General features: G+C 61.7%; 17 protein-coding genes. 11 read left to right on the forward strand and 6 right to left on the reverse strand.

Features of this window, described 5'->3' with window-relative positions; genetic code table 11:
- Positions 1-56: 56 nt before the first annotated feature.
- Genes ACW4TB_RS01490 through ACW4TB_RS01500 form a run of 3 tightly spaced genes read right to left on the reverse strand, consistent with a single transcriptional unit; the run spans position 57 to position 4,663 of the window.
- The gene (locus ACW4TB_RS01490; RefSeq protein ID WP_279929097.1) at positions 57-1,388 is read right to left on the reverse strand and encodes a TldD/PmbA family protein; all 1,332 of its coding nucleotides are present in this window, start codon (positions 1,386-1,388) and stop codon (positions 57-59) included.
- On the reverse strand, positions 1,388-2,830 hold the full coding sequence (locus ACW4TB_RS01495) for a TldD/PmbA family protein (protein WP_279929095.1): 1,443 nt from the start codon (positions 2,828-2,830) through the stop codon (positions 1,388-1,390). Before ACW4TB_RS01495 ends, ACW4TB_RS01490 begins: the two co-directional genes overlap by 1 nt.
- 30 nt (positions 2,831-2,860) lie before the next feature.
- Positions 2,861-4,663 (reverse strand): acyl-CoA dehydrogenase, encoded by a 1,803-nt coding sequence (locus ACW4TB_RS01500; protein WP_254467062.1) that lies wholly within the window; start codon positions 4,661-4,663, stop codon positions 2,861-2,863.
- Positions 4,664-5,007: 344 nt separating this feature from the next.
- Here ACW4TB_RS01500 and ACW4TB_RS01505 point away from each other — a divergent pair, with 344 nt between their 5' ends.
- Positions 5,008-5,736 carry a hypothetical protein gene (locus ACW4TB_RS01505; protein WP_144415439.1) on the forward strand — a complete coding sequence of 243 codons (729 nt, stop codon included), beginning with the start codon at positions 5,008-5,010 and terminating at the stop codon, positions 5,734-5,736.
- 61 nt (positions 5,737-5,797) lie between these two features.
- Here the strand turns inward: ACW4TB_RS01505 and ACW4TB_RS01510 are convergent, their stop codons facing one another.
- Entirely contained in the window at positions 5,798-6,205 is a 408-nt protein-coding gene (locus ACW4TB_RS01510; protein WP_158621129.1) for a hypothetical protein, read from the reverse strand.
- Positions 6,206-7,140: 935 nt separating this feature from the next.
- On the opposite strand from ACW4TB_RS01510, the gene ACW4TB_RS01515 reads away from it, so the two are divergent.
- Positions 7,141-7,404, forward strand: coding sequence for a DUF3077 domain-containing protein (locus ACW4TB_RS01515; RefSeq protein WP_012312461.1), 264 nt, complete (start codon positions 7,141-7,143; stop codon positions 7,402-7,404).
- Positions 7,405-7,574: 170 nt separating this feature from the next.
- Here ACW4TB_RS01515 and putA read toward each other — a convergent pair whose 3' ends face one another.
- Complete coding sequence (putA, locus tag ACW4TB_RS01520) at positions 7,575-11,528, reverse strand: trifunctional transcriptional regulator/proline dehydrogenase/L-glutamate gamma-semialdehyde dehydrogenase (protein WP_279933771.1); 3,954 nt, start codon at positions 11,526-11,528, stop codon at positions 7,575-7,577.
- A 119-nt stretch (positions 11,529-11,647) separates the two neighbouring features.
- Here putA and ACW4TB_RS01525 point away from each other — a divergent pair, with 119 nt between their 5' ends.
- From ACW4TB_RS01525 to ACW4TB_RS01565, 9 genes are all read left to right on the forward strand, one after another.
- Positions 11,648-11,800, forward strand: a complete 153-nt coding sequence (locus ACW4TB_RS01525; RefSeq protein WP_279933772.1) for a hypothetical protein — start codon at positions 11,648-11,650, stop codon at positions 11,798-11,800.
- Positions 11,801-11,884: 84 nt separating this feature from the next.
- A complete protein-coding gene (putP, locus tag ACW4TB_RS01530; RefSeq protein ID WP_254467066.1) occupies positions 11,885-13,363 on the forward strand; it encodes a sodium/proline symporter PutP in 1,479 nt (492 codons plus the stop codon).
- Positions 13,364-13,492: 129 nt separating this feature from the next.
- Positions 13,493-14,329: a 23S rRNA (adenine(2030)-N(6))-methyltransferase RlmJ gene (locus ACW4TB_RS01535; protein ID WP_012312464.1), complete on the forward strand. Its 837-nt coding sequence runs from the start codon at positions 13,493-13,495 to the stop codon at positions 14,327-14,329.
- Between the two features lie 184 nt (positions 14,330-14,513).
- The gene (locus ACW4TB_RS01540) at positions 14,514-16,271 is read left to right on the forward strand and encodes a carbamoyltransferase family protein (protein WP_279932609.1); all 1,758 of its coding nucleotides are present in this window, start codon (positions 14,514-14,516) and stop codon (positions 16,269-16,271) included.
- Positions 16,255-17,385 carry a glycosyltransferase gene (locus ACW4TB_RS01545; RefSeq protein WP_012312466.1) on the forward strand — a complete coding sequence of 377 codons (1,131 nt, stop codon included), beginning with the start codon at positions 16,255-16,257 and terminating at the stop codon, positions 17,383-17,385. Before ACW4TB_RS01540 ends, ACW4TB_RS01545 begins: the two co-directional genes overlap by 17 nt.
- Positions 17,385-18,281: an antimicrobial resistance protein Mig-14 gene (locus tag ACW4TB_RS01550; protein ID WP_012312467.1), complete on the forward strand. Its 897-nt coding sequence runs from the start codon at positions 17,385-17,387 to the stop codon at positions 18,279-18,281. Before ACW4TB_RS01545 ends, ACW4TB_RS01550 begins: the two co-directional genes overlap by 1 nt.
- Positions 18,278-19,681: a PIG-L family deacetylase gene (locus ACW4TB_RS01555; RefSeq protein WP_279932606.1), complete on the forward strand. Its 1,404-nt coding sequence runs from the start codon at positions 18,278-18,280 to the stop codon at positions 19,679-19,681. Before ACW4TB_RS01550 ends, ACW4TB_RS01555 begins: the two co-directional genes overlap by 4 nt.
- Positions 19,682-19,729: 48 nt before the next feature.
- The gene (locus ACW4TB_RS01560; protein ID WP_012312469.1) at positions 19,730-20,686 is read left to right on the forward strand and encodes a glycosyltransferase family protein; all 957 of its coding nucleotides are present in this window, start codon (positions 19,730-19,732) and stop codon (positions 20,684-20,686) included.
- 103 nt (positions 20,687-20,789) lie between these two features.
- Positions 20,790-21,527, forward strand: a complete 738-nt coding sequence (locus tag ACW4TB_RS01565; protein ID WP_455842874.1) for a glycosyltransferase family 2 protein — start codon at positions 20,790-20,792, stop codon at positions 21,525-21,527.
- A gap of 57 nt (positions 21,528-21,584) precedes the next feature.
- On the opposite strand, the gene ACW4TB_RS01570 is transcribed toward ACW4TB_RS01565, so the two are convergent.
- Complete coding sequence (locus ACW4TB_RS01570) at positions 21,585-22,190, reverse strand: serine/threonine-protein kinase (RefSeq protein ID WP_012312471.1); 606 nt, start codon at positions 22,188-22,190, stop codon at positions 21,585-21,587.
- Between the last annotated feature and the right edge of the window lie 144 nt (positions 22,191-22,334).

A 22,334-nucleotide genomic window follows, 5' to 3' on the forward strand; every position in this document is an offset into this window, starting at 1 on the left:
TGTTGCCTGTCCTGGCCTCATCGCCGGCTTGTCGGCGAGGAGGCCGGGATAGCCGATCACAATGTCAGGGTCAGCCCTTTGACCAGCGCCCCCGGCAAATGACTCGAACCGGTACTGCGTTGTCCATAGGTGCTGGTCGACAAGATCATTTCCCGCTCACAGGTCAGGTCTTCCAGCTGGCTGCCCAGCAAACTGTACAGGCTGTCATCGAAACGCATGGTGCTTACCGGCCCCTGGATCCGGCCGTTCTCCACCCAGAAGGTGGCGAAGCGGGTGAGCCCGGTCATGCGCGCAGCCGGCAGGTCCGAGTAATTCAGGTACCACAGGTTGCTGATGTACAGGCCAGTACCCAACCGCGCAAGGATATCTGCGTTGGCAAGATTTCCCGCTGCCAGGCTGAGTGCGCAGGGCGATTCGTAGCTGTCCGCGCCATTGGCAAGCAACTCGAACTCGGCGGCGCTGCGGGCACTGACCAGCCTGTCCAGCGCTTGCCCCTCCCTTATCAGCGGCACATCCTGACGCGGCGAGCCTTCATCGGAAAACGCCGGGCTCAACGACCCGCTGACCTGCTCGTGGAAACACACCAGCGGGCTCAGCCGGGCATCGCCGCTGTACAGGCGCTGCAACGCACTGTTGCCAGTGGCCAGAGCCTGCGCAGAGAAGCCGCCCCAGCACAGCATGCCGGCGATTTCGTCCATCGCGGCAGGCGCCAGATAGGCGCGGTAGCTTCCAGGTTTCAGGGTAATTGCCGGGCGGCCGAGGAAGCCCAGCTGTTCGCGGGCCTGGCGCAGGCGGGCGGTGAATTCGTCGGCATTCCACGCCTGGCCGGCATAGTTCGCCTTCACGGCCTGGCCATTACTGTGGAACAGGCTCCAGTCAAAGTTGAAACTGTTTGCCTGGTGCCAGCCGAAGGCCCCGTAAGAGCTGGCAAACCCCCTGCAGATCGGGCCGGCGGCATAGATCCCAACCAGGTCCAGGTCGCCTGCTTCGCCCTCGAGCAACGCCAGTACTTCGCTCAACTCAGGCAGCGCCTGATCCTGCAGGCTGTTGCTGTGCCAAGCGCTCTGGTCCAGGCGCAGGTAGGGGTCCGCAGGCAGAAGGGGCAGCGTCTGGCGCAGCTGTTCAAGGGCTTCGCCCAGGCGCTGACGGTCCACTTGCCCATCGCCGCTCAGGGTCACTTGCCGTTCAGCCTGGCGCCCGTCGCGGATCAGCCGCAGGTGCGCACTGGCCTGGCTGACCTCGCCGGCCTGGCGCACCTTGGCATGGTTGAAACGCACGAATTGCGATTGTTCAGCGCTGTAGCCAAGGGTGAACTGTTCTTCTGCATGTTTCACTTCATGCAGGGCACTGACCAGTTGTTCGAAAGCATGTTGTGGTGTTGCGCTCATCAGGCGTCCCCTCCGAATACGTCGATCTGGCGGAACACGCAGGCCGGCGCGGCATGGCCTACCCGCACCACCTGGTTGGGTTCACCCTTGCCGCAGTTGGGCGTGCCCAGTACCTGGAAGGTGCTGCGGTCACCAACCGCCGCGAGGTTGCGCCAGAACTGCGCGGAGATGCCGCGGTAGTTGGGGTTTTTGACGATGCCTTTCAGCTCGCCACCCTCGATCAGCTGGCCCCACTCGCAACCGAACTGGAATTTGTTGCGCGCATCGTCGATGGACCACGAGCGGTTGGTGCGCATCAGGATGCCGTGCTCGATTCCTTGAATCAGTTGTTCAAGGGTTTGATCACCCGGCTCGACATTGAGGTTGGCCATACGGTCGATCGGTGCGCGGTTCCAGCCGCAGGCGCGGCTGTTGGCCACGCCATCGAGCCCGGAACGGAACTGCGACAGCGCGCCGCCCAGCGGGCGCAGCAACAGACCTTCACGGATCAGGAACTGCTTGCTGGCCTGGCTGCCGTCGTCGTCATGGCTGTAGCTGGCGAGTTCCTCCCCAATGGTCGGGTCGAAGGTCACGTTGAGCAGTGGCGAGCCGTATTGCAGGTGACCGAAATCACTGGCTTTGACGAAGCTGGTGCCAGCGTAGTTGCGCTCGTCGCCGAGGATGCGGTCCATTTCCAGTGGGTGGCCGATGGACTCATGGATCTGCAGCATCATCTGGTCTGGCATCAGCAGCAGGTCACGCTGGCCGCTGGGTGTGTTGGCCGCCAGCAGCAGCTGCAGCGCCTCGTCGGCCACACGCTGAGTAGCACCGACCAGGCCGCAGCGTTCGATGATTTCGAAGCCACCCTGCTGGCCGAAGTTGTCCCGGCCCAGGCTACGGCTCTGGCTGTCCTGGCCGTCGCTGGCGGTGACGCTCAGCCCCGGGAACAGGAACCGCTGAGCATGGCGCAGTTCGGCACCGGCGGAGTTCAGGTAGGTCTGCTCGACCAGGCTTTGGCTCAGGCTGGCCTGCCAGTCCACCAGGCGGCTGTCCTTGGGTACGCTGGCCGATTCGGCGGCAAGCAGGCCCAGGCAGTCGGCGAGGGTGGGCAATGGGCGGTCGAAATTTGGCGAAATATGGTCGTGGCGCGAGCTGGGCACCGGCTGGTCGCGCAGGTCAAGCAGGCTGTGCCTGGCGATCTGCCGGGCCATGGCTTCGGCATGCTCCAATGCCCGTTGCAGCCCTTGCTGGGACAGGTCGGCGGTGGCCGCGTAGGCCTCTACGCCATTGACCCGCACCGTAAGCATGGCGCCCTCGTCCTGGCTGAAGAATGGCGGCTCGGCCACGTTACGGCGTACCGAGAGCGCCTGGTGGGACTGTTTCACATGGCGCAGCGAAAACAACTCGGCCGTGCTGCGCAGCGTGGCAAAACGCTGGCGCAGCAGGGCGCTGGAATCGAACATGGAAAACCTCCGTGTGCACGGTGGCTCCCCCTAGAACCACCCGTCTTGCATGGCCAGGCAGGTATCGTCGCGTGCCTCGAGCAATGCCAGCTCATTATGGCAGCCTGGTACTTCCCAGGTCAGGAAATAACGGGCTGCCTGCAGTTTGCCCAGGTAGAAGTCGCGGTCTGCGGCATTGCCCTTGCACAGGCCAAGCTCGGCATATATCGCTTGTTCCAGCCAGCGCCAGCCGATCACGCAATGGCCAAAGGCCTTGAGGTACAGGGCAGAGTTGGCAAGGGCTCCGGCAGTCTGGCCATGGGCCAGATCACCCAGCAGGCCGAGGGTCACGGCTTGCAGGCGAGTGACCAGTTGTTCAAGCGGTTGGCGCAAGGCATCAAGGTTCGGGTGGTGGCTGGCGCGCTCACCGGTGCTTGCGATCAGGCGAATCAGTTGTTTGAGGCCGGCTCCGTTGTTCTGTGCCAGCTTACGGCCCAGCAGGTCGAGTGACTGGATGCCTTCGGTGCCCTCGTGGATCGGGTTCAGACGGTTGTCGCGGTAGTATTGTTCTACCGGGTATTCGCGGGTGTAACCGTGGCCGCCCAGGATCTGGATCGCCAATTCGTTGGCCTTCAGACAGAAGGTCGAAGGCCAGGATTTGACAATTGGCGTCAGCAGATCGAGCAAAGCTTGTGCCTGCTGGCGTGCGCTTTCGCCATCAGCCGTCTGGGTGTCGTCGAACAGGCGCGCTGCGTACAGGCCCAGGTCGAAGGCGCCTTCCACGTACGCCTTCTGTGCCAGCAGCATGCGTTTCACATCGGTGTGCTCGATGATCGGCACCGCCGGGCTGAGAGGGTCCTTGCTGTCCGGCAGCCGGCCTTGAGGCCGCTGGCGGGCATACTCCAGCGAATACAGGTAGCCGGCGTAGCCGAGCATCACTGCGCCCATGCCAACACCGATGCGTGCCTCGTTCATCATCTGGAACATGCAGGCAAGGCCCTGGTGTGGCTGGCCGACGAGGTAGCCGACGCACTGACCGTTGTCGCCGAAGTTCAGTGCCGTGGAGGTGGTGCCGCGCCAACCCATCTTGTGGAACAGCCCGGCCAGCAGTACGTCGTTGCGCCCGCCACAGCTGCCATCCTGATTGACCAGATACTTGGGCACGATGAACAGCGAGATGCCTTTCACACCGGGTGGCGCGTCCGGCAGCTTGGCCAGGACCATGTGCACGATGTTTTCCGACAGTTCGTGGTCACCACCGGAGATGAAGATCTTGTTGCCCTTGATCCGATAGCTGCCATCCCCGGCGGGTTCGGCACGTGTGCGGATGTCGGCCAGGGACGAACCTGCATGCGGCTCTGTCAGCGCCATGGTGCCGAAGAACCGGCCTTCGATCATTGGCTGCAGGAACAGGTGTTTTTGCTCGTCGCTGCCGAAGCTTTCGATCAGGTTGGCCGCGCCCATGGTCAGGAAGGGGTAGGCCGTGGTACCAGCGTTGGCGGCCTGGAAGTGGGCGAAGCAGGCCTGCGAGACCAGGCTGGGTAGCTGCATGCCGCCGACCTCGAAGTCGCGATTGGCGTTGAGGAAGCCGGCCTTGAGGAAGGCATCGACGGCAGGCTTGACCTCGGGGATCAGTTCAGCGCGGCCGTCCACGTAGCGCGGCTCGTTTTCGTCGGCCTTGCGGTTGTGCGGGGCGAAGTACTTTTCGGCGATGGTGCGCGCGGTGGTCAGCGCCGCGTCGAAGGTTTCGCGGCTGTGCTCGGCAAAGCGCGGGCGCTGGGTGAGGGCTTGGGCGTCGAGCACTTCGTAGAGTTCGAAGGCCAGGTTGCGGGGGCTGAGCAGGGTCTCGGGCATGGGGGCGGTCCTTGAGCGGGCTTGAGGCGAGTCTAGGATTGGCCGAATAAGACTGGCTACCATGATTGATTGAGATGATGTTCAGTCAAAAATCCTCGCATTTGGAGCCTCTGATGTTGGTTGACGGGGGAAGGGGCTGGGTTGAGTGAGCGTCAAGGCCACCCGTTCGCAGCAAATCTTGAAGCACGTGTGAGATCAAAAGGCATTCATCTGTCAGCCTTGGCACCTTTTAAGCTCTGCTATTCCACTGACTGCATGAAAAATTTGAGGCGTCAGAGGCGTGCTTGTAGAAGGCGACAGGAATATTCCTACGCGCTGCGCCGAAATCTCCTACGACCGCAGTGATGGAAAATGAGGTAGATATTGATTCTTCACTGTGGAGGAATTCTATGGACAGGATTTGTGAGTGGCGCGACGTTTGGAAAGAAGATTTAGAGAGGGTTGAAGACCCTTTTTTTGCTTGTTCGGTAGTTCAGAGGGCTTTGCTGGAAAATACGACCCTGCGTGGATTGTGTGACTTCCAGAAAGCATGTGATTTGCCTCTGGGGCGTCCTTTGCTGCAGGATGATATCTGGCGAGCTTTGAAGCTGGTGGAAGACGGCAGGTGGTTCCTTATTCGGGAGCAGCCAATTTCTCCAATTGATGTGTCGCGTTACCCTCGTTTGAGATGGGCGGAATCAAAGCTGGATTTACTGCTGTCTGAGAGTAAATACCCAGAAGCTGATGGCCCTGGCAAGTGGAAAACATTTAGTATTGATACAGATTTATTGTGGTCTGGGGTGGCGTTGGCCGCAAACTTTTTAACATCCCGAGGTGACGAGGGACGTCTTTTTTCGAGCGAGGGGAAAGACTATGCTAATACCCGTAGATTGGTAAGTCAGAGGTGGGTGCCATTAGGCGAAAAGGAGCGGAGCTTCGCCAGACTATCGGCTACACATCGATATGGGGATGTACGACGGATAACGCAAAACTATGTACAGGCAGATGATGCCTGGGCGATCACGGGGGAGTCCTGGCACTGGCGTCCTGTGGTACCTGACGAGGAGTATGAATATAGAATAGGGGCCTATTGATGGTGTCAACTACCAATAAGCAGCGAGCTCTATATTTGCTTTGGGCAAGTATGGATGCGTTTTATATTATTTTGTACATCTTGCGTAATATCGCCCGAGGCGCAATACCTTTTTTGTCGGATTTGAATAGTGGTCTTGACGTAGTGCGGAGTTGGGGTGGTTCAGGCATTGTGATCTGGGCCGGGCTGTTTTTACAGTTTTCAGTTATTGTTACATGCGTGGGTTTTTTCAGGTGTAAAAAAATCGTGGTGTTTTTGGCGCTGGTGCAGATGCCATTCAGATTTTTTTTCATCGTTCCGTCAGTTTCGGTGGTTTTGCTCTTGCCTATGGTCGTTGCTGGCATCAATAACTGGATATGGGTTGGGTTGTTGCTTGCTTCAGAAGCGTTTAAGGGGTGGAGTATCTGGTGGCTTTGGCGTAACTCTGGGGCGCGCATGGTGGAAAGATAGCGTGGCAACTGCTCGGCCATGGTTGCCCGCTTTGTGGTTTGACGGTATTTCCCTGTTGGCGCGGCTGCCGCCCCGCATTCCTTCGCTCATGCGACAAGGCTGACAACCATGGCCTCACAGGCATGGCCACGTTGCAACAAATGTGAGCAGCCTTGTGCTGCGCAGCGCCGCGCGGGCGGCGCTCGGCCTCACAGGCGCTGAAAAGGGTGAGGCGCGAACACCTGCCAGTCTCACCGCATTCCGGCCAGTTTCGGCAGATCATTTTAGGTTTTCACCTATTCCATGTAGTCCATTTCCCAAACATACTCCCAACCCCCTCCAAGCCATTGCGGTGCTCTGGGTAGGGCCCTAGTCTCGGGTGGTCGCTGCCGAATCAGTGACCGGCTTTGACAGGCCGCTTAGGTCAAACCGAATCGCTTTGCCTTTATGGCAGCTGTGCATGGGGCACTTCGTGTGCGCCGGGTTTTGGTTTGCCTACCGGTCTGTCAACCCATGTACAGCTGCCACCCTCTTGTTTGACAGCAGGTGTGTAGTGGCCTTTATCACTAGGTGAACCATGATGCTGAAGATAGTCCCCGATCCACCCTAACGCCCATTCCCTTGAAGACACCCTGATCCAGGCCACGGATCACGCGCTGTGTGCCGCAACCGTGGTGCACCACGCCATGCAGCTGCAGCCCAGGTCGCCGGCTTCGATCCTGATGATGACCACGATGCATGAACTGGAGGCGCTGCGGGCTTTGCTTGAGTCTGCATTGGTTCAGGTGCAGATGCCCGCTGAGGCCAGACCTGTGCATTGAGGCTGCGTAATGTGTTGCCTGGGCTGGCCTCTTCGCGGGTAAACCCGCTCCCACAGGTACTGTGCAAGCCTTGGGGCTTGTGATGAACCTGTGGGAGCGGGTTCACCCGCGAAAGGGCCAGGCCAGGCAGTCGAGAATTATCAGGGGATTGAACAATGACAACAGAAGACACCCAGTTCACCGTCGGCAAGACCACCTTCTACCAGGGCGAGAATGGCACACATCCACTGTTTCGCATCGAGCCGGGTATCCCGTGCCGGGATGCCCGAGAGCAGTCTTCGGAGTTGATGGGCTATGTGCGCGAACTGACCATTACCGGGTTGATGGATGAGAAACCGATGATGCTCTGGGCTGCGCATTATTTGAGTGCGATGGCCAAGGCACTGATGGATGATGCTGAGTTGGGGATGAAGCAGTGAGGGCCTGGCTTCAGGCTGCATGAAGGCCCCAATGTATTCGCCGCAGCAGTTTCAGCGCCTGTGAGATCGAGCGCCGCGCGGGCGGCGCTCGATCTCACAGGCGCCAAACATCTCAAGATATGCGCCCATAAAAAAGGAGAGCCGAAGCTCCCCTTTTTTATCAACAGCAATCAGCCAATGGTCATCAAGCTGGCATTCCCCCCCGCCGCCGCGGTGTTCACACTCACCGCCCGCTCAATCACCAGCCGCTCCAGCGCAATCTGGTGATCCCCGCTGGACAGCCCGTGCACACCGACGATCGCACCAGCACGCTTGGCCACCTGCTGGCACACGCTGCGCAGCTGGTCCGAATCGCCATGGTGAATCACGGCGTCGAACGCCACTTCATCCTTGTTCCAGTCCGCCACCAGCTTGACCTTGGCCTGCAGCTCACGCGGCAGGCGGGCACGCAGGGCTTTGCCAGGCTCGCTGTCTGCCCACACCGCCGAGCTGCCGACGGCCAGTACTGCGGCCAACTGCGCCAGCAGGTCAGCCTCGTTGTCGGCCAGGCACAGCACGTGCTCGCGTGGCAGGATGGTGTAGCTGTTGCGCTCGCCGGTCGGGCCTGGCAGCAGGCGGGCGATGCCGCTCTGCGACTGGCTGGCGAACTGGTCGCACAGCGCAGCCAAGTCGGCCAGCTGGTTGCTCTGGGCCCAGGCCTTCAGGCCGTGCAGCGGCTTGATCAGCTGATCGTGCAGGGTGCGGTCCGGTTTGCCTTCGCCATCCTGCTGCTGGAAGTGACGGCCAATGGCGTCTGCCGGGCGGGTCGACAGCAGGCGGTACAGGTACAGCGGGCCACCCGCTTTCGGGCCGGTACCGGACAGGCCTTCACCACCGAACGGCTGCACGCCCACCACCGCACCAACGATGTTGCGGTTGACGTACATGTTGCCGGCGTTGGCGTTCTCCACCACCTTGGCGATGGTCTCGTCGATGCGGGTATGCACGCCGAGGGTCAGGCCGTAGCCGGAGTTGTTGATCTGCTCGATCAACTGGTCGAGGTTGCGGCGGTTGTAACGCACCACGTGCAGTACCGGGCCGAAGATCTCGCGCTTGAGCTCATCGAAGCTCTCCAGCTCGATCAGGGTCGGCATCACGAAGGTGCCACGCTTGGTTTCAGCAGCATCGGCGATGGCGACCTGATAAACAGGGCGGCCTTTTTCGCGCATGCCCTGGATGTGCTTCTCGATACCGGCCTTGGCTTCGGCATCGATTACCGGGCCAATGTCCACGGCCAGGCGGTCAGGGTTGCCCAGGCGACTTTCGGCCATGGCACCTTTGAGCATCTCGATCACGCGGTCAGCCGAGTCTTCCTGCAGGCACAGCACGCGCAGGGCCGAGCAGCGCTGGCCAGCACTGTCGAAGGCCGAGGACACCACGTCGATCACCACCTGCTCGGTCAGCGCCGAGGAATCGACGATCATCGCGTTCTGGCCACCGGTTTCGGCGATCAGCGGGATCGGACGGCCCTGGTTGTCCAGGCGCCCGGCGACGTTGCGTTGCAGCAGGCGCGCCACTTCGGTGGAACCGGTGAACATCACGCCCTTGACGCGTTCGTCGCCGACCAGGCCGGCACCAACGGTTTCGCCGCGCCCTGGCAGCAGTTGCAGCACGCCTTCCGGAATACCGGCTTCGAGCAGCAGGCGCACAGCCTGGGCTGCGATCAGCGGGGTCTGTTCGGCGGGTTTGGCCAGCACCGGGTTACCGGCAGCCAAGGCTGCGGCCACCTGGCCGGTGAAGATGGCCAGCGGGAAGTTCCACGGGCTGATGCACACCACCGGCCCCAGTGGGCGGTGGGCGTCATTGCTGAAATCGTTGCGTGCCTGCACGGCGTAGTAGCGCAGGAAGTCAACGGCCTCGCGCACTTCGGCGATGGCGTTGGCGAAGGTTTTGCCGGCCTCGCGGATGAGCAGGCCCATCAGCGGCTGGATCTCGGCTTCCATCAGGTCAGCGGTGCGCTCCAGGATCGCTGCGCGCTCAGCGGGTGGAGTGGCCTGCCAGATCGGTGCGGCATTGAGCGCGCACTGGATGGCGTTGTCGACGTCGGCAACGGTGGCTTCCTGCACGTGGCCGACCACGTCGCGATGATCTGCCGGGTTCAGTACCGCTGTGGCAGCGCTTTCGCTGGCGGCGCAGGCCAGCAATGGGGTGGCTTTCCAGTCATTGTGGGCTGTGGCCAGCATGGCGCAGGACAACGACGCCAGGCGGTGTTCGTTGGCCATGTCGATACCGGCCGAGTTGGCCCGCTCACTGCCATACAGGTCACGTGGCAACGGGATGCGCGGGTGCGGCAAGCCGATGCTGCCTTCCTGGGTGGCCATACGCTCGATACTGGCGACCGGGTCGGCGACCAGTTCCTGGATGGAGATCGAGTGGTCGGCGATACGGTTGACGAACGAGGTATTCGCGCCGTTTTCCAGCAGGCGGCGCACCAGGTAGGCCAGCAGGGTTTCGTGGGTGCCGACCGGCGCGTAGACGCGGCACGGGCGGTTAAGCTTGCCTTCCGAGACCTTGCCTACAACCTGCTCGTACAGCGGTTCGCCCATGCCGTGCAGGCACTGGAACTCGTACTGCCCCGGGTAATAATTCTGACCGGCGATGTGGTAGATGGCCGACAGGGTGTGGGCATTGTGGGTGGCGAACTGCGGGTAGATGGCTTCCGGTACCGCCAGCAGCTTGCGGGCGCAAGCGACGTAGGAAACGTCGGTGTACACCTTGCGGGTATAGACTGGGTAGCCTTCCAGGCCCTCCACCTGGGCGCGCTTGATTTCGCTGTCCCAGTAGGCGCCTTTCACCAAGCGGATCATCAGGCGGTGACGGCTGCGTTTGGCCAGGTCGATGACGTAGTCGATCACATACGGGCAGCGCTTCTGGTAGGCCTGGATGACGAAGCCGATGCCGTTCCAGCCGGCCAGTGATGGCTCGAAGCACAGGCGCTCGAGTAGGTCGAGCGACAGCTCCAGGCGGTCGGCTTCTTCAGCGTCGATGTTCAGGCCGATGTCATACTGCTTGGCCAGCAGGGTCAGCGACAGCAGGCGCGGGTACAACTCTTCCATCACTCGCTCGTATTGAGCGCGGCTGTAGCGTGGGTGCAGTGCCGAGAGCTTGATCGAGATGCCCGGGCCTTCATAGATGCCGCGGCCGTGGGAGGCCTTGCCGATCGAGTGGATCGCCTGCTCATAGGACGCCAGGTATTTCTGCGCATCGTGCTCGGTCAGCGCGGCTTCGCCGAGCATGTCGTAGGAGTAGCGGAAGCCCTTGGACTCGAAGCGGCTGGCGTTGGCCAGTGCTTCGGCGATGGTCTCGCCGGTGACAAACTGTTCGCCCATCAGGCGCATGGCCATGTCGACGCCCTTGCGGATCATCGGTTCGCCACTCTTGCCGATGATGCGGGTGAGCGAGGTGGTGAGGCCGGCTTCGTTGTGGGTGGAGACCAGCTTACCGGTCAGCAACAGGCCCCAGGTGGCCGCGTTGACGAACAGCGACGGGCTGTTGCCCAGGTGCGGGTGCCAGTTGCCGCTGCTGATCTTGTCGCGGATCAGCGCGTCACGGGTGCCTTTGTCGGGAATACGCAGCAGGGCTTCGGCCAGGCACATCAGCGCCACGCCTTCTTGGGACGACAGCGAGAACTCCTGCAGCAGGCCCTGGACGATGCCGGCGCGGCCACCGGCGCTCTTCTGGTTGCGCAGCTTCTCGGCGATGCCGGCGGCCATCTTGTTGGTCGCCTCGGCCAGAGGTGCGCTCAGGCGCGCCTGTTCCAGCAGCATCGGCACCACTTCCTGCTCGGGGCGGCGATAGGCGGCTGTAATGGCCGAGCGCAGCACCGACTGGGGCAGGATGCTCTCAGCGAACTCCAGGAAGCACTGGTGCGCATGGTCGGGCTGTACTTCACCGGCATCATCGGCCGGGCTGTTGGCCTGACCGTTGAGTTCGGTCAGGGTGGCGCCACCCTCGAGCTTCTCCAGGTAATTGAAGATTGCTTGCTTGATTAACCAGTGCGGCGTGCGGTCGATGGACTGCGCAGCTGCCTTGAGTCGCTCACGGGTAGGGTCATCGAGTTTGACCCCAAGGGTGGTCGTCGCCATTTCTTATCCTCGTTATTGCCACGGTTGTGGCCTAAGCTAACGCCAAGAGTAGCCGTAGGACATTTCGGGTGCAACCAGGTGCAACCCGATTTTTTGACGGAAAAGGTGCAACTCGTCTGATGAATGATCCTACGCTTCAAAGACGCTTTTTTCTGATGCGTTTTGTTCTGAAAAATGCGGGTTTTGCTCCAGAAAGGAGCAAAAAAGCGGCATTACCTGAAAATGCACGAGAAGGTGCAACTGGCGGACGAAAAGTGGTTGCACCCTATTAACGTTGTTGCATAGGATTCGCCGCCTGGGTGCAACCGTCCCGATTCGGTTGTGCATGAAATAAAAACAAACGCCAGGGCACAAGCATGGGCAATCCACTAACGATCACTTTCGTGATCTATATCGCGGTAATGGTACTGATCGGCTTCGCCGCCTATCGCTCCACCAAGAACCTTTCCGACTACATTCTGGGCGGCCGCAGCCTGGGTAGCGTTGTCACCGCGCTTTCCGCTGGTGCTTCCGACATGAGCGGCTGGCTGCTGATGGGCCTGCCGGGCGCCATCTACTTTTCAGGCCTGTCCGAGGCCTGGATCGCCATCGGCCTGACCGTCGGTGCCTACCTCAACTGGTTGTTCGTCGCTGGCCGTCTGCGCGTGCAGACCGAGCACAACGGCGATGCGCTGACCCTGCCGGACTACTTCTCCAGCCGCTTCGAAGACAGCAGCGGCCTGCTGCGGATCATTTCGGCCATCGTCATCCTGGTGTTCTTCACCATCTATTGTGCCTCCGGTATCGTCGCTGGCGCCCGACTGTTCGAAAGTACCTTCGGCATGTCGTACGAGACTGCGCTGTGGGCCGGTGCTGCGGCAACCATCGCTTACACCTTCATCGGTGGCTTCCTGGCGGTGAGCTGGACAGACACCGTGCAGGCTTCGCTGATGATCTTCGCGCTGATCCTGACTCCGATCATCGTGCTGATCTCCACGGGCGGCTTCGACACGACTTTCCTGGCCATCGAAGCGCAGAACCCGGCGAACTTCGACATGCTCAAGGGCGCGACCTTCATCGGCATCATTTCGCTGATGGGCTGGGGCCTTGGCTACTTCGGTCAGCCGCACATCCTGGCGCGCTTCATGGCCGCTGATTCGGTCAAATCGATCGCCAACGCCCGCCGCATCTCCATGACCTGGATGATCCTGTGCCTGGTCGGTACCTGCGCCGTGGGCTTCTTCGGTATCGCTTATTTCTCCGCTCACCCTGAGCTGGCCGGCCCGGTCACCGAGAACCACGAGCGTGTGTTCATCGAGCTGGCGAAGATCCTGTTCAACCCTTGGGTAGCCGGTGTGCTGCTGTCGGCCATTCTGGCCGCGGTGATGAGTACCTTGAGCTGCCAGTTGCTGGTGTGCTCCAGTGCGCTGACCGAAGACTTCTACAAGGCCTTCCTGCGCAAGAATGCCTCGCAGCGTGAATTGGTCTGGGTCGGTCGCCTGATGGTGCTGGCCGTGGCCCTGATCGCCATCGCCATGGCTGCCAATCCGGAAAACCGCGTGCTGGGCCTGGTGGCCTACGCCTGGGCCGGCTTTGGTGCCGCCTTCGGTCCGGTCGTGTTGATCTCGGTGCTGTGGAAAGGCATGACCCGTAACGGCGCGCTGGCCGGTATCGTGGTCGGTGCACTGACCGTGATCCTTTGGAAACAGTTCGACACCATCGGGTTGTACGAAATCATCCCGGGCTTCCTGTTCGCCAGCATCGCCATCGTCGTGGTGAGCAAGCTCGGCAGCCCGTCGAACAGCATGGTTTCGCGCTTTGAAACCGCTGATGCCGCGTATCACGCTGAAAAGTAATACCTGACACCTGTCGGGTCGAGGTGCCCCGATCGCCGGTAAACCGGCGGTCGGGGCGTTGTCGATCGGCAGCCAGGCCTGACTCCGCCGGCAAGGCAAGGTAAACTTGCCGCCCGCGCAGGAGTTGCCATGAACTATCGTCACGCCTTCCACGCCGGCAACCATGCCGACGTCCTCAAGCACATCGTGCTGACCCGCCTCATCGCCCTGATGTCGCGCAAAGAACAGCCGTTCGCCTATATCGATACCCACGCCGGCCTGGGTCTGTATGACCTGCAGGGCGACCAGGCCACCCGTACCGGTGAGTACCTGGAAGGGGTCGCGCGCCTGTGGAATCGCGATGATCTACCCGCCATGGCCGCCGATTACCTGCGCATCATCAAGCGCCTGAACAGCGATGGCGAGTTGCGCTACTACCCCGGCTCGCCGGAGCTGGCCCGCCGCCTGATGCGCCAGCAGGACCGCGCCCTGCTCAACGAGAAGCACCCCGAAGACGGGCCGCTGCTCAAAGAGAACATGAAGAAAGACCCGCGCGTGGTGGTGCACCTGGGTGAAGGTTGGCACGTGCCGCGGGCGTTGTTGCCGGTGCCGGAAAAGCGCGCGATCATGCTGATCGACCCGCCGTTCGAGCAAGCCGATGAGCTCAAGCGTTGCACCACGTCGCTCAAAGAGGCGATCGGCCGGATGCGCCAGACCGTCGCGGCCATCTGGTACCCGATCAAGGACCAGCGCTCGCTCACCCGGTTCTATCAGGACCTGACCAGCACTGGTGCGCCCAAGCTGCTGCGAGTCGAGCTGTACGTTCACCACCAGGACAGCCCGCAGGGCCTCAATGGTTCGGGCCTGGCCATTGCAAACCCGCCATGGGGGCTGGAAGAAGAACTCAAGGAGCTGCTGCCCTGGCTAGCCAAAGAGCTGGCGCAGACGGCCGGCAGTTACCGGATGGACTGGCTGATTGCTGAATAAAGCGGTTGCCCAGGCTGGCCCTGTCGCCGGCGCGGCGCCGCTCTTTGCGCCGCGCCGCGCCTGTGGGGGCCGGCTTGCCGGCGATAGGGCCAGTTGGAAGTGTTTGCGTTATAATCCCGCCTTTTAGCCGCCACCCGCCCCTGGGGCCGCTGGCGCATCTCTACCGAATGAAGAGGCTAATCCCTTGGCATTGACGATTCTTGGCCTGTCCGGCGCCCTTAGCCATGACCCTTCCGCGGCCCTGTACATCGACGGCAAACTGATTGCCGCCGCCGAAGAAGAGCGCTTCGTGCGTGACAAGCATGCGAAGAACCGCATGCCTTACGAGTCGGCGAAGTTCTGTCTGGAACAGGCAGGCATCAAGCCGTCCGATGTCGACGTGGTCGCCATCCCGTTCGCCCCGATCAGCCTGTTCGGCAAGGCTCGCTGGCACTATGCCAAGCGCTACTGGTACGCCCCGGATCGGGCCCTCGACGCGATCCTGATGGGCAACCGTCGCTACAAGCGCTACCGCAAGAAGATCGTCTGGTGCCTGGAGCAACTGGGCTTCGACCCGAAAAAAGTCAAGATCGAGCCGGTCGAGCACCACCTGGCGCATGCCTCCAGTGCCTATCACTGCTCGGGCTTCAAGGAAAAGACTGCGATCCTGGGTATTGACGGCAAGGGTGAGTACGCCACCACTTTCTTCGGCTATGGCGAAAACGGCAAGATCCACAAGATCAAGGAATTCTTCGACCCGGATTCGCTGGGCGGCCTGTACGGCGCGATCACCGAATTTCTCGGCTTCGAAATGCTCGATGGCGAATTCAAGGTCATGGGCATGGCGCCCTATGGCGATGCCAGCAAATATGACTTCTCCCGCCTGGCCAGCTTCGAGAACGGCGACCTGGTGATCAACACCGAGTATGCCAACGTCATCGGCCTGCGCCGCTATAAAGAGAAGGGCAAGGGCTTCTACTTCTCGCCGAAACTGATCGAATGGCTGGGCCCCAAGCGCGAAGGCGACATTGCTGACGAGCCCTATATCCATTACGCAGCGAGCATGCAGGCACTGTTCGAGAAGCTGGCCCTGCAGATGATCGACCACTACCTGGGCGACACCCTGCGTGAAACCGGCAAACTGGCCTTCGCCGGCGGCTGCGCACTGAACGTCAAACTCAACCAGAAGATCATCGCCCGCCCGGACGTCAAAGAGCTGTTCGTCCAGCCGGCCTCCGGTGACGCCGGTACTGCAGTCGGTGCTGCGGCCTATGTGTCCCACGCCCGTGGCGTACCGGTCGAGAAGATGGAGCACGTCTACCTCGGCCCTTCGTACTCCAACGAAGACGTGATTGCCGCCTGTGCCCGTCACCCGAACCAGCCGAAGTGGCGCAAGCTCGACGACATGCCCCGGCAGATCGCCCGGATCATGGTCGACGGCAACCCGGTGGCCTGGTTCCAGGGCCGCATGGAGTTCGGCCCGCGCGCTCTGGGTGGCCGTTCGATCATCGGCTGCCCGAGTGTCGAAGGGGTGGCTGACCGTATCAACCACCAGATCAAGTTCCGCGAACGCTGGAGACCTTTCTGCCCGTCGATGCTGGACACCGTCGCCCCGCAAATGATCAAGATCGATCACCCGGCGCCGTTCATGACCTTCACCTTCGAAGTGGCTGAAGAGTGGAAAACCCGAGTGCCGGAAGTGGTTCACGAGGATGGCACTTCGCGTGCGCAGGTGCTCAAGCGTGAGTACAACCCGCGTTACTACGACATGATGAAGGCGCTGGAAGACCTGACCGGTAATGGCGTGTCGCTGAACACTTCGCTCAACCGCCGTGGCGAGCCGATGATCTGCTCGCCGACCGATGCGCTGAACATGTTCTTCGGCTCGGACCTGCAGTACCTGATCATGGAAGACATTCTTGTTGTGAAGGACGGCGCCGCCGCGTATGACCAGCCGCTCTGAGCCGCGCATCCTGCAGTTCTGCCATGGCTATGACGGGCCGTTCCTCGACTGTGCCCGTCAGTACGCCAGCCTGTTCCAGGGCAGCGGCTACAAGGTGACCACGGTATTCCTCACCGGTGCCGCCGACCCGCAGGTTGCGGCTGGCTGCGCGTCGGACGAGGTGCTGTTCCTCCAGTTCAGCTCCAAGGCCGTTCGCGGCCTGAAGCTCGGCGCCATACGCGCCCTGCGCCGCATCGCGGCCGAGCGCAATTTCAGCTTCTGCATCGCCCACCGCTTCAAGCCGATCTACGTGGCTTTGCTGGCGACGGGCCTGCCGGTGATCGGCGTGCACCATGCGTTCGGCGACTATGAGCGCAAGGGGCGGCGCCTGTTCGCCAACCTGTTCAGCAAACGGCTGAGCCTGCTTGGCGTGTCGGACGCCGTGCGTGACGACATGCGCCGTTGCCTGCCTCAGTGGCCGGCCGAACGTATCCAGACGCTGTACAACCGTATCGACATCGAGGCCCTGCAGGCCACGCTGGTTCCGCGCGCTGAAGCGCGTCAGGCCCTTGGCCTGGATGCGCAGGCGTGGGTCGTCGGCAATGTCGGGCGCCTGCACCCGGACAAGGATCAGGCGACCTTGCTGCGCGGCTTTGCCCAAGCCCTGCCTGAGTTGCCGGCCGGCGCTCGTCTGGCGATCCTCGGCATGGGGCGCCTGGAAGACAAGCTCAAGGCGCTGGCTGGCGAGCTGGGCATTGCCGGGCAAGTCGACTTTCTGGGCCAGGTCCCGGATGCGCGCCGCTACTTCCAGGCATTCGACGTGTTTGCCCTGAGTTCCGACCATGAACCGTTCGGTATGGTCCTGCTCGAAGCCATGGTGGCCGGCGTACCTGTGCTGGCAACGGCCTGCGGCGGGGCTCGTGAAGTGGTCGAGGGCGTGGGTGTATTGTTCCCGCTCGGCGATGCCTCGCAGCTGGCCCAGGGTTTGAAGCATATGGCGTTGCTGGACGAGCAGCAGCGCGATGCATGCGCCTCGCACATGCTGCGGCGCCTGCGCGAGCGTTTCTCCGACCAGGCCGTGCGCGAAGCCTTCTGGCAACTGCCGCAGGTAAGTGCGCTGGTGGTGCGCAAGTGATGCTCAATCATATTCAGGCTTGGCGAGAGCGCGGATGGCAGGTGATCGACGCTGCCGCCTACGCCGAGACGTGGGCACGGTTCGGTGGCAGCGTTGCCACACACCCGCTGGTGATCGAGCAATTGGCGGACCTGGCGCAGATACCCGTGCGTTACCTGGGCTGGCATCAGGCAGGTGAGCTGAAGGCTGGCGTTGCGACTTGGGGGCGTCATTTGGCGCTGTCCAAGGACGTGCTCAAGCGTGCCGGCAAGAAAGGCCTGTTTGACCTGGGCAATGCCGAGATCATTCTGCCAGCCGCTGGCGATGCCGCCGCGCCCTTGCGCCATACCGCGCGCTACCTGTCCGAGCTGAACCAGGGGCGCTTCAGCGGCCTGAAGGCTCAGAAAGAGCAGTTGGCGATGGCCCGGGCGCATGAAGACCTGTCGAAGAAATTCCGCTACAACCAGCGCCGTGAGTTGCGCCTGCTGGAAGAGGCGGGTGGTGTGGTGCGCCCGATTACCGACTTCAGTGCCCAGCAGATCGCTGCTATGTACTGCGACCTGTTCCAGCGCCGCTGGGGGTTCCCGGCCACCGGTGCCGAGCGTATGGCCGATGTGCTCGAGCGCCTGCGTGAGCTGCTGATCGGCTCGGTGCTGTTGCTCGACGACAAGCCCATCGCCATACAGTTGGTCTATCGGGTCGAAGCGCCGCAGTGGATCAGTGTCGAGTACGTCAACGGCGGCGTCGACCCTGAGACCAAGGCCTTCAGCCCTGGCAGTGTACTGAGCTTCCTCAACACCCAAGCTGCCTGGGACGATGCTCGCGCACGCAACAAACCTCTGCGCTTCTCGTTCGGCCGTGCCGACCGCGAGTACAAGGACCGTTGGTGCAACCCCGTGCCGGTGTTCCAAGCGTGAGCCGCAAACAACAGTTGCTCAAGCGCCACCGGCGCAACAAGCGCTTGGGGCTACTGGGCGGCCTGGCGGTGCTGGTTGCCGTGGGCGTATTCGCCTGGTGGTGGCTGCCGTTGTTGCTGCTGCCGCTGCTCTGGGCTGCCCACGAAGCTTGGTTCGCTGATCATCTGTTCTATGCACCGGGCGAAGATTACGCCTACAACTTCGGCGAGCAGACCGGCGAAGCGCCTGTCACCTTGCGTGACGGCGTGCTCAAGGTCGATAAGGCGCTGCAGGGTAATGAAACGCTGATCCTTGAAGTGCGGGTAAAAAGCGGATGGCTGGGGCGTTTTCTCGACCCGTGTGTCGAACTGCTGGCCGATGAGCGTGCTGACCGGCAGACGTTCGAGCGCGGTGTCGACGGCGTTCGCTTCCTGAACCTTACCGGGCTGGCTGCACCGCTGCAGGCGGGTACGCTGCGCGTGTGCGGCCGTCACTGTCGACTGCAGGGCCAGCCGCGGCTGTGGATAACCCCCGGCGTAGAAATGCAGCGCCGTCGCGTGATGGTGATAGCGCCACATGCCGATGATGCCGAGCTGGCGGCCTATGGCCTTTACAGCCAGGCGGACGAAGCCTGGGTGGTGACCTTGACCGCTGGCGAAATCGAAGCAGAACACTACCAGCAGATGGGCATGGGCAAGGCCGAGGCAGCACGGCTGAAGGGCCGTCTGCGTGCCTGGGACAGTATTACCGTGCCGCGCTGGGCCGGGGTGCCAGAGGCGCGTTGTGTGCAATTAGGCTACTTTTGCCTGCAGCTGCCCGCCATGCAGGCAGCGCCCGATGTGCCGGCCGGTTCCCGAGAAGCCGACATGGTCGATATTCGCCCGTTCCGTCGCTTCAACCCGTTGTCGTTGCCGGCCGACAGCGATGGCGCGCCAACCTGGAACAACCTGCTGGCTGACCTGCGTGCGCTGTTGGAGATGGCCCGGCCTGAAGTGCTGGTGATGCCGCATCCGCAACTGGACCCGCACCCTGATCACATCTGCGCCCATATGGCCGTCATGCAGGCACTGCGGGGCTTGGTGTGGCAGCCGCAGACGCTGCTGTGCTATGCCAACCATCTGCACGACAACGACCGCTGGCCCATGGGCGACAGCGGCGATGGGGTGGCCTTGCCACCGCAACTGAGTGCCGACCAGCCGTGGGCACCCTGCAGCCTGGTGCTGGACCTGCTGACGCAGCGTGACAAGGCGATGGCCCTGGGCATGATGCACGACCTGCAACCTGCCGCGCCGTTCAAGCGCCGATTGCGTCGGCTGTTGCAGCGCTGGCTGGCAGGGCGCCGGCCATCCCCCTACGGTGAGAACGAGTTCTTCCGCAAGGCCGTGCGCCGCCATGAACTGTTCTGGCGCCGTGAGCTGTAGATTATGCCCATGGTTGACCGCGAAGGCGCAGAGCGCCCAAGGAAAGCAATGAAAGTCTTATTTCTGGTGCAGAAGGAACAGCGGGCGATCCTCGATCGCCTGTATGACGGCGTCGCGGCCAACTGTGAGTGCGACCTGCGCTGGTTGACCAGCGATGACCAGCGCAACCTGCGCCGTTATTTCAAACGTGAAGTGCAGGTCGAGCGCTACGACCGCATCGTGTTCTTCTTGCGCTTCAAGCAGGAGATACGCCAGGCGGCGTTTATCCGTACCGTGCCGAACCTGGTGATCCTCGAACATGATGCCTACCAGAACTACATCCCCTGCAAGTACACCGGCAAGTTCAGTGCGCATTACCGCAAGCTGCCGTGGGCACGGGTGATCAGTTCCGGCTACATGGTCAGTGAGCGCCTGCGTCGGGAAGGTTTCGATGCGGTGTTCGTGCCCAAGGGTTATGACGAGCGCCTGCTCACGGACCAAGGGCTTGAGCGCGATATCGAGCTGGCGTTCGTCGGCAGTACCAACAGTGTTGCCTACAGCGGGCGCAAGGCGTTGCTGGATGAACTGGGGCGGGTGGAAAACCTGGTGGTGACCCGCACCAAATCAGGCGAAGACTATTGCAATACCCTCAACCGGATCCGTTTCTTCGTCAGTGCCGATGTGGGCATGGGCGAGTACATGATCAAGAACTTCGAGGCCATGGCCTGCGGCTGCGTGCTGCTGGCGTTCGACCAGGGGGCAGAAGAAAATAGCGCTTTGGGCCTGCAGGATATGCACAACGTGGTGTTATACGACAGCATCCCGATGCTCCAGGCGAAGCTGCGCACCCTGCGCGCCGATCCGGACCTGGCGCAGCAAATTGCGGAAAATGGGCGACACCTGGCGGTTTCCCGCTTCAGTTTCGCTGAAGTTGGCCGTAGCATCGTCGACCATATGCGCCCGGCACTCAGGCCGCACCCGCCCTTGTCCGCATGGCAGAGGCTGCGGTTGACGCTGGGCATTTAATCAAAAGAGCTTTCGTGGCCAGGGAGTGTCTACGCAAAGTCTGTTGTCGCAACGCGGAGGGAGTCCGGTGCGCTTTTCAAATGATAGTGATGTCACGCTTGTCGTGACCAGCTGCGGTCGGTTCGATCTGCTCAAGGAAACCCTTGAGAGCTTCGATCGCTACAATACAGCGCCCATTCGCGAGGTCTTCATTACCGAGGACTCCGGTGACGACGCTGTTCACGGTGCCGTACCCGAGCACTGGAAACCCCACTGCACGGTGTTCGTCAACCGCCCCAAGCTTGGGCAGCTCGCGTCGATCGACCTGGCGTACAGCCATGTGAAGACGGCTTACATTTTCCATTGCGAGGACGACTGGCGCTTCTATCGCCAGGCCTTCGTCGAAGACTCCAGGGCGATCCTCGAGGTCAGTCCCGGTGTGCTGCAAGTCTGGTTGCGCAGCCACGCCCATGACTTGTCGATCCACAGCCCTTACATTCATCTGGGGGATCGCCAGGTAATTGCCGGCGTGCCGTGCTATCCATTGCACTCCGAGAAAGCCGAATGGCAGGCCTTTTCCCTGAATCCGGGCTTGCGTCGGCTGAGCGATTATCAGCGCTGTGCGCCATTTGCCGGCTATGCGGGCGAGAAGGCACTGTCGCGCCGTTACGCGGAGTTGAACCTGACAGCGGTCACCCTGGAGGGAGACGCGGTACTGCACACAGGCTTTGGCAGCCACGTTACCGTGCCTGAAGAAGTTCACCGCAAGGCCAAACGGCGTAATCGCGACAGGATCAAGCTCGCATTGACGCTGGTGATCGGTGCCTTGGCAGGCATGGGTATATCCATCTTCGTGCACTGACACTGCGCTCGGCGCAGCGCCTGGCAGGGCTTTGGTAACGGCCTGCCAGGCTGATGTTCAACGCGCCAGCAGGGCCGCTTGGAAATCGGCGAGGGGGAAGCGGTCGCCCAGTTTCTCGCGCGCGATGTAACTCACCATGTGTTGCACGTTGCGTCGAACCATACGGGCAGACAGTGGCGGGCGCAGGAAGCGCATGTCAGCAACGTCGATCAGGCCCAGGTGCTGATCGGGCGTGACCACCACATTGCCCAGGTGCAGCGAGCGGAAGTACACGCCGCTACGGTGCAACTGGCGGATCAGGGTGATCAGGCGTGGCAGGTAGATGTCCCAGCTGAAGCCTTCGTCCCGCGACATCTGCAGCAGCGTGCGCCCCGGCAAAGGCCGGTACAGCACCGCTGTTCTGCCCGGCAGGTCGAGCTTGTGCTGGCTGATCACCTCGAGCGTAGGGATACCCAGCTGCGCAAGTCGCGCAGCGTTGTCCACGAAGCGCTGGGAGTAGGGGCGCAGCAGCGCAGATGAAATCAGACGCTTGCGCCGAAAAACCTTGAGGAAGTTACCATCCTTGAGCAGGTAGACTTTGGCGCCATGGCTGTCCGCCTCCAGTATCTGGGCGCCAAGTGTCAGCTGATCGAAGTCGACCTGGGTGAGCCGAGAGCATTGCATGAGTTGAGCCTTGTCGTCTGGCGAGCAAAATGACCGGCAATAATGCCGAAAATAATCCTCCAGCACCACGTTGGTCTCTTTTGACTGACCAGTCGGGCTCATGCCGGACGAAAAAAAACGGGCGCAGGCCTTGTGGGTCGCCGG

It is taken from the genome of Lelliottia jeotgali (assembly GCF_977070485.1).